At 69.3% G+C, this 6,196-nt stretch carries 7 protein-coding genes; 2 read left to right on the top strand and 5 right to left on the bottom strand.

The genetic code is table 11. The features are described from left to right. Positions 1-118: 118 nt before the first annotated feature. The 5 genes from ACTIGN_RS15375 to nusB all read right to left on the bottom strand — a co-directional run bounded on the left by ACTIGN_RS15375 (position 119) and on the right by nusB (position 4,404). A complete protein-coding gene (locus ACTIGN_RS15375; protein ID WP_439625330.1) occupies positions 119-487 on the bottom strand; it encodes a hypothetical protein in 369 nt (122 codons plus the stop codon). Between the two features lie 2 nt (positions 488-489). Further along, positions 490-2,043 carry a hypothetical protein gene (locus tag ACTIGN_RS15370; RefSeq protein WP_439625328.1) on the bottom strand — a complete coding sequence of 518 codons (1,554 nt, stop codon included), beginning with the start codon at positions 2,041-2,043 and terminating at the stop codon, positions 490-492. A 269-nt stretch (positions 2,044-2,312) separates the two neighbouring features. Further along, the gene (locus tag ACTIGN_RS15365) at positions 2,313-2,783 is read right to left on the bottom strand and encodes an SMI1/KNR4 family protein (RefSeq protein WP_439625326.1); all 471 of its coding nucleotides are present in this window, start codon (positions 2,781-2,783) and stop codon (positions 2,313-2,315) included. Between the two features lie 745 nt (positions 2,784-3,528). After that, positions 3,529-3,912, bottom strand: a complete 384-nt coding sequence (locus tag ACTIGN_RS15360) for a nuclear transport factor 2 family protein (protein WP_439625324.1) — start codon at positions 3,910-3,912, stop codon at positions 3,529-3,531. Positions 3,913-3,957: 45 nt separating this feature from the next. Continuing rightward, complete coding sequence (nusB, locus tag ACTIGN_RS15355; RefSeq protein ID WP_439625322.1) at positions 3,958-4,404, bottom strand: transcription antitermination factor NusB; 447 nt, start codon at positions 4,402-4,404, stop codon at positions 3,958-3,960. Positions 4,405-4,634: 230 nt separating this feature from the next. Between nusB and ACTIGN_RS15350 the strand changes: the two genes are divergently transcribed. Together ACTIGN_RS15350 and ACTIGN_RS15345 are read left to right on the top strand one after the other, a co-directional pair. Further along, positions 4,635-5,627, top strand: coding sequence for a C-terminal binding protein (locus ACTIGN_RS15350; protein ID WP_439625320.1), 993 nt, complete (start codon positions 4,635-4,637; stop codon positions 5,625-5,627). Between the two features lie 310 nt (positions 5,628-5,937). Then, positions 5,938-6,114 carry a hypothetical protein gene (locus ACTIGN_RS15345; RefSeq protein ID WP_439625318.1) on the top strand — a complete coding sequence of 59 codons (177 nt, stop codon included), beginning with the start codon at positions 5,938-5,940 and terminating at the stop codon, positions 6,112-6,114. Positions 6,115-6,196 lie beyond the last annotated feature (82 nt).

Raw genomic sequence — 6,196 nt, 5'->3', positions numbered from 1 at the left:
AGCGAGGGGTGAGCGTGAACCCCTCGCTCGGCGCTCGGGCTCGGACCGACACGAGGTTCACGCTCACCCCTCGCTCGGCGCTCGGGCTCGGACCGACACGAATCACCCGGACTTTGCCTCACTTCTCGGCACGCGGCGAGAGGTCCGCGAGCGCGGCGGCGTGGGCGGCGCTCTTCGCCGCGGTCACAGCGTCGAGTTCGTCGCGCAACTGGAGGTGCGTGGCGTGCGGCAGGTCGGCCACGGTCGCGGGTCGGTTCCGCGGCGCGACGCCGAGCGCGGTCAGCAGCGCGTTGAGCAGCGGGGCGACCGCGTCGAGCCGCGGCGGCGCGACCGCGGGTGTCGGGACCGGCGTGGGCGTGACCGGCGCGGCCGGCGGCCCGGTCCAGCGGCGCACGAGGTACGCGACGACCGGCACCGCCGCGGCGAGCACGTAGCCGTAGGGGCCGAGCGACGCGAGCCAGGTCTGGAGGGACGTGAGATCGGACATGGTTACCTCCGCAAGATGAGATAGACGATGGTGGACAGCGCCGCGAGCAGGATGAGGTTCCCCGAAGGCGCGGCGGGCCTTGGGGCCGGTTCGGCGGGTTGCGGGGCGCTCGGGGCCGGTGCCGGCACGACCCGCGGTCGCTGTGCGGGGCCGCCGTCGAGCGCGAGCAACTCTTTCAGGCGCGCCGCGGAGTAGTCGGCGACCGGCACCGTGCCGACGTCGCTCCCGACGCGGTCGCGGGCCGGGGTCCGCAAGGTGACTCCGGGGCCGAGGCGGAACTGCGCGACCTGCCAGTCGCCGGGCCGGTAGTGCTGGACGTGCAGCCGCTCGCGAACGGCCGCCGGCAGCGCCGCGACATCGGTGCGGACCGTGCGGGCGAACGCGGCATCACCAACGACCGTGAGGTGCCAGCGGCCGGAATCGTCGGCGAGCGTGAGCGCCGAGAGCGCCTGTTCCTTCGAACACGGTTCGCCGTTGTGCCAGTAGCGCGTTTCGGTCGGGAGCCGCTCGCCCTGCACGCCACCTTGCGGGAACGCTTCGGGCGAAGCCGGCGGTTCGACACGCAACGCGCGCTTCGCGCCGACACCCGGCGGCAGCGCGGCCGGCGGTGCGATCGGTTCGCCGGTCGCGTTGCCGCGCGCGTCGGTCGCCTCGACCCGCCCGTCGGCGAACGCGGCCGCGACGCACCGGCCGTTCACCCAGTACCCCCACTCGCGACCGTTGACGTTCGGCACCCATTGCCCGGAGGCGCTCGGCTGAACCGGACACCGACCGTCGGGGCAGTCCCCGGTCTGGTAGGGGCCGCCCTCCGCGGCGGCCCGCCAGTCACCGACGACTTCAACCGGGCGACCATCGGCCTGCGCGAACAACGCCGGCGGTTCCTCGGGGTATGGCGGGGGTGGGCTGTGCAGCAGCACGATGGCCCACCCGCCGCCGACGGGCATCGCGCGACCCCGCGCGTCGCGGATCAGGAACGGCCGGCCGTCGGGGCGCGTGCCGCGCCACCGCGCGAAAAAGTCGGTGCGGCTCATCCACAGCCACGAACCCGGGAAGTTGTTGTCGAGGATTGCGGCGGCGGTGTCGTCGAGGTGAACCAGATTGACCATGTGCCCGACGACCTCCGCACCGTACCGGCCGGGGCCGTCGGCCACGCAGTAGGTGACGCACGCCATGCGGCCGGTCTTGAGTGCGAGCGACAGGAACTCGTCGTCGCCGCCGGTGTGCTGAACGTAGGACGGCACGGGGACGTGCCGCTCCTGGCAGAAAGCCGCGAGCGTGGCCTCGAACTTCTCGGGGTACGAGCCGCCGGGCCTGCGGGTCATCCAGTCGCGGAACCCGTACAGCTCGCCGACCGACTGCCACAGCGCCGCGTGCCACGCCGACGTGTACACGCACAGGCCGAAGCCGTCGCTCCCGGCGGCGTTGCGCTTGTGCTGCGTGGCGGGCAAGTCGGCGGTGGCCCGCACGCGGTCCCTGACCGGCTCGGGCGTGACGGTGAACTGCGCGAGCGCCGTAGCGGGCGCAACAAGGCACAGAGCGAGACAGGCGGTACGCATAGCGGCACCAGAGTTGAGGGGTTGCGCGTGCAGACGTGTGTCGCGAAATGCCGGCGGCGTGATACTGAACAAATGTGCGCAACAATCGGAGGCGAGTCAAACGAGACGGAGCGGATTATGTTGACGCAACCGCTCAGGCGAGCGGGGGACGTGAGCGGACCCAGGGTTGGCACCCTGGGCTACGCGCTGTCGTCCCTCCGGGACTCAAGGCATGTAGCCCCCAAAGGGGGCGGAAGTCCGTAGCCCAGGGTGCAACCCTGGGACCGCAGTCAGCCGGCCGGGTCAGGAGCGTTGTCCGGTTCGGCGTCCTCGGCCCATGCGTCGACCATCGCTCGTAAGTCGTCGAGGAGCCACGCCCCGTAACTCGTGGCCATCTCGTTGAACGGCGTCTTGCGAAAGGGCATGTGGTAAATCACCGGGTGCTCGCCGGCCGTATCTGTACGACTGAAGTCCAGGCACTTGAACCCGTCTTCGTCCGGCTGGACGACGAGGTAGTGCTCCGGCAATTGGCACCACCCCCGGGCGTACTTGGTGTCGGTCCATGCCCAACTCCGACCCTGCGCGATCTTGCCGTCGATGATCCCGGAGTACGTGCTGTCGAGGATGCTGAACCCGCCGAATCGAGTCAGGAACGCGCGATAGCTCGGGGGCATTGGACGACCGAATGCGGCCTCCAGTTCACGGATGACATCCTCGCTCGCTGGACCGTAGACGTACACATGCGGTTCGAGTTCCCGCATGCGAGCCAACAGAGCCGCGACTTCGTCCACCCGCGCCCCCTGCCGAACGAACGCTGGTCAGCCGCGCCAGCAATCACGGGCTGTGCTTGCTCGGACATCACGCGCATCCCAGGTGCGGTACTACGAATGCACTCCGGTCGCTCACGCTCCCGGCTCGCCAGGGCGGTTGGTCGTTCCGATTGCTGAACGGAGTCGCCAGTTCACGAGGGCCAGCGCGGCCCCAACGACCGCGAACGCCGCGCTACAACCAAACGCCATTTGCACCGCGTCGTCATCGTGCCGGTGGCTGATCCATCCGACGATCCAACCGAGACCCGCGGTCAGAGCCGCAGCAGCGAAGGCCTCGAGAACACATCTGCCGCGGTTGCCGCTCCGAAGGTACGCGGCTCGCACTGCGAAGCCGGGCAGCAAGCCGCACGCGGCCCCGAGTGACGCGGACGGGACGATGTACTCGATACCGACATGATCGTAGGCCGGGTCAAAGTGGCGGACAACTGCCACCGCACCGCCTGCGGCGGCCCCCGCCCAAGCGAAGAGGACGGGTCCGACGGTCGTGGCCCTGTTCCACACCAACGAGAGCACGATGGCGGACAGTGATCCGACCAGCACTGGCATGTCCCCGTTCATGTGCCCGGTGCCCCTCTGAGGCTGTGCTTATGGATCGCCTGATCGGTGCTGCGCATTACTTGCGACCGGTAGACAACCTCACGCGGCCGGTGCAGTGCGGGTCGCTCCCCTCGAACCGTCAGGCACCCGCATCGGGTGACGGGAGCGGGCAGACATCCATCGAACGGATCAACCCGTACGCGATCGTAAAGCGGTGGCCGACGTGTGCGTCGGCGACGACGGACCCGGCGAGGTCGCGCACGACTTGGTGCACGCGAACTAGAACCCGACCGCCCGCCTCCGGGTGAAACGCGGTCGGCTCGACGTGCGGGTCGATCTCGGACCACTGCTCGGTCCAGTACGCCCGGACCTCCTCGTGCCCGCGAGCGAACCCGCCCTTGAACGCCTTCGGCCACTCCACGTCCGGGGCCATCGTGCGGAGAGCCGCGTCGATGTCGCGCGCGTTGAACGCCGCGTAGGCCGCACGGAGGAGGTCGGAGTCGGGCGACGCTTGATCTGACACGACGGCCCCCGCGTGCGATTTGGAGAACCTTCTCGCTGAACGCGGTCACGCGCCGGTGGTCGCGCCCTCGGCGGCGGGGGCGGTGCGCATCCTCGCGATCTTGTCGAGGACGCCGTTGACGAACTTCGGCGAGTCGGCCGAGCCGAACCGCGACGCCAGCTCGTTCGCCTCGTGGATGATGACCTCGATCGGCTCGGCCGCCGGGTCGTACAGCAGCTCGTAGCACGCCATCCGCAGCAGGTTGCGGTCCACCGGCAGCATGCGCGAGAGCCGCCAGTTGGTCGCGGTCGCGGTGAGCTTCGGGTCGATCTCGGTCTGCTTCGCGAGCGTGCCGTCGTAGAGCGCGAGGCAGTACGCCGCCATCTCGAGGTCCTGGAGCAGCCGCTCGCGGGTGAACCGCTCGATCGCCGGCCGCGGCACCGGCGTCGGGTTCAGGTCGCGCTGGAACAGCAACTGGAGGGCGACTTCGCGGGCTCGGGATCGGCGGGCCATTCGGGACACCAGAGTGCGGAGTGTTCTCAATGCGGAGTGCGGAATTCGGAATGCGGAATCGAAGCACCGGAAACACGGGACTAACCGCGGTTTTCACTCCGCATTCCGCGTTCCGCACTCCGCGTTCGAGGCGTTGCGAAATCCGCACTTCCTCACGGGTTCATGCTAGTGGATTTCCGGCCCCGCGGTGGCTAGAACGCACGCATCCGACCTCCTCCCGGGAACTTCCGATGCCACCGTTCCGCGTCGTCGTCGCCGACTTCATCACCGACGACCTCCTGGCCGAGCGCAACGTCCTCGGCGACCTCGCCGACGTCGTGAGCCTCGACGCCCGCTCCGAGGCCGACCTCGTCGGCCAGGTCGAGACGGCCGACGCCGTGATGCTGTACCACAACATCGTCATCGGCCGCGACACGATCAGCCGCCTCAAGCAGTGCAAGCTGATCGTGCGGTGCGGGGTCGGGTTCGACAACGTCGACCACCGGTTCGCCCGCGAGCGCGGCATCCCGGTCGGCAACGTGCCCGACTACGGCACCGAGGAGGTCGCCGACTCGGCCATCGGGATGATGCTGTCGCTGACCCGCGGCATCAACTTCTTCAACAGCCGCCTCCAGCGGAGCCACGGCGACTGGAGCTTCATGCCGGTCGCCCCGCTGCACCGGCTCCGGGGGCAGGTGTTCGGCGTCATCGGCCTTGGCCGCATCGGCACCGCGGCGGCGCTGCGGGCGAAGGCACTGGGCATGGACGTCGCGTTCTACGACCCGCACAAGCAGGACGGGTACGACAAGGCCAACGGGTTCCGCCGCGTGGAGGCGCTCGACGACCTGCTGAAGCAGTCGTTCGTGCTCAGCGTCCACTGCCCGCTCACGCCCGAGACGCGGCACATCGTGGACGCCCGCGCGATCTCGCTCATGCCGGACCGCTCGTTCCTGGTGAACACGGCCCGCGGCGGGACCGTGGACGCGACCGCGATCCCGGCCGCGATCCGCAGCGGGAAGCTGGCCGGGGCGGGAATCGACGTGCTGCCGATCGAGCCGCCGCCGGCCGACCACCCGCTGCTGGTGGCGTGGCGCGACCCGGCCGACCCGTGCCACGACCGGGTGATCCTGAACCCGCACTCGGCGTTCTACTCCGAGCAGGGGCTGCTCGACATGCGGATCAAGGGGTCGCAGGCGTGCCGCCGGGCGCTCCTCGGCGAGCCGCTGCGGAACGTCGTGAACTGACGTGGGGGAAGAGAAGAGGTTGATCCGCAGATTACGCAGATGGACACAGATTAAGAAATCAGAGAACAGCGAGGGCAGAAGCCAGAGATCAGACACCGAACGCCGGCTATGCTTTCTGTCCTCTGTCCTCTGATTTCAAATCTGTGTCCATCTGCGTAATCTGCGGATCAACCTCTTCTGATTTCGCTCTCTCTCCGAACCGCGGGCGCGGTAGACTCGATGCACCATTCCGGGCGCGCGACCGCACCCACGCCACTCCCGGTTCCGAACCGAGCCGGTCGCGCGGCCCTCTCCCCGACGGAGGTTCGCAATGAGCCACAGCATCAAGAAGCAGCAGCACGAGCAGGCCCGCAAGCGCCACAAGCACGAGCAACTCGAGCACGCCCGCGAGCTGGCGAAGAAGCCGCCCTCGACCACCGCCGCGTGGGTGCTGGGCGTCGGCCTGGCGCTGATGCTCGCGGCGGTCGCGGTCGTGCTGGTGTCCTGAACGCAATCGGGCCGTGACTCTGGTCCGAGCCCGAGCGCCGAGCGAGGGTAAGCGTGGCTCCCTCGCTCGGCGCTCGGGCTCG

It is taken from the genome of Gemmata sp. (assembly GCF_051859125.1).
GTDB lineage: Bacteria > Planctomycetota > Planctomycetia > Gemmatales > Gemmataceae > Gemmata.
This window is presented reverse-complemented; position numbering and strand designations above follow the sequence as displayed.

What these genes read in the sequence shown, in the direction of transcription:
- ACTIGN_RS15375 (WP_439625330.1), bottom strand. Translation starts at nt 487, where the DNA reads ATGTCCGATCTCACGTCCCTCCAGACCTGGCTCGCGTCGCTCGGCCCC.
- ACTIGN_RS15370 (WP_439625328.1), bottom strand. Translation starts at nt 2,043, where the DNA reads ATGCGTACCGCCTGTCTCGCTCTGTGCCTTGTTGCGCCCGCTACGGCG.
- ACTIGN_RS15365 (WP_439625326.1), bottom strand. Translation starts at nt 2,783, where the DNA reads ATGCGGGAACTCGAACCGCATGTGTACGTCTACGGTCCAGCGAGCGAG.
- nusB (WP_439625322.1), bottom strand. Translation starts at nt 4,404, where the DNA reads ATGGCCCGCCGATCCCGAGCCCGCGAAGTCGCCCTCCAGTTGCTGTTC.
- ACTIGN_RS15350 (WP_439625320.1), top strand. Translation starts at nt 4,635, where the DNA reads ATGCCACCGTTCCGCGTCGTCGTCGCCGACTTCATCACCGACGACCTC.
- ACTIGN_RS15345 (WP_439625318.1), top strand. Translation starts at nt 5,938, where the DNA reads ATGAGCCACAGCATCAAGAAGCAGCAGCACGAGCAGGCCCGCAAGCGC.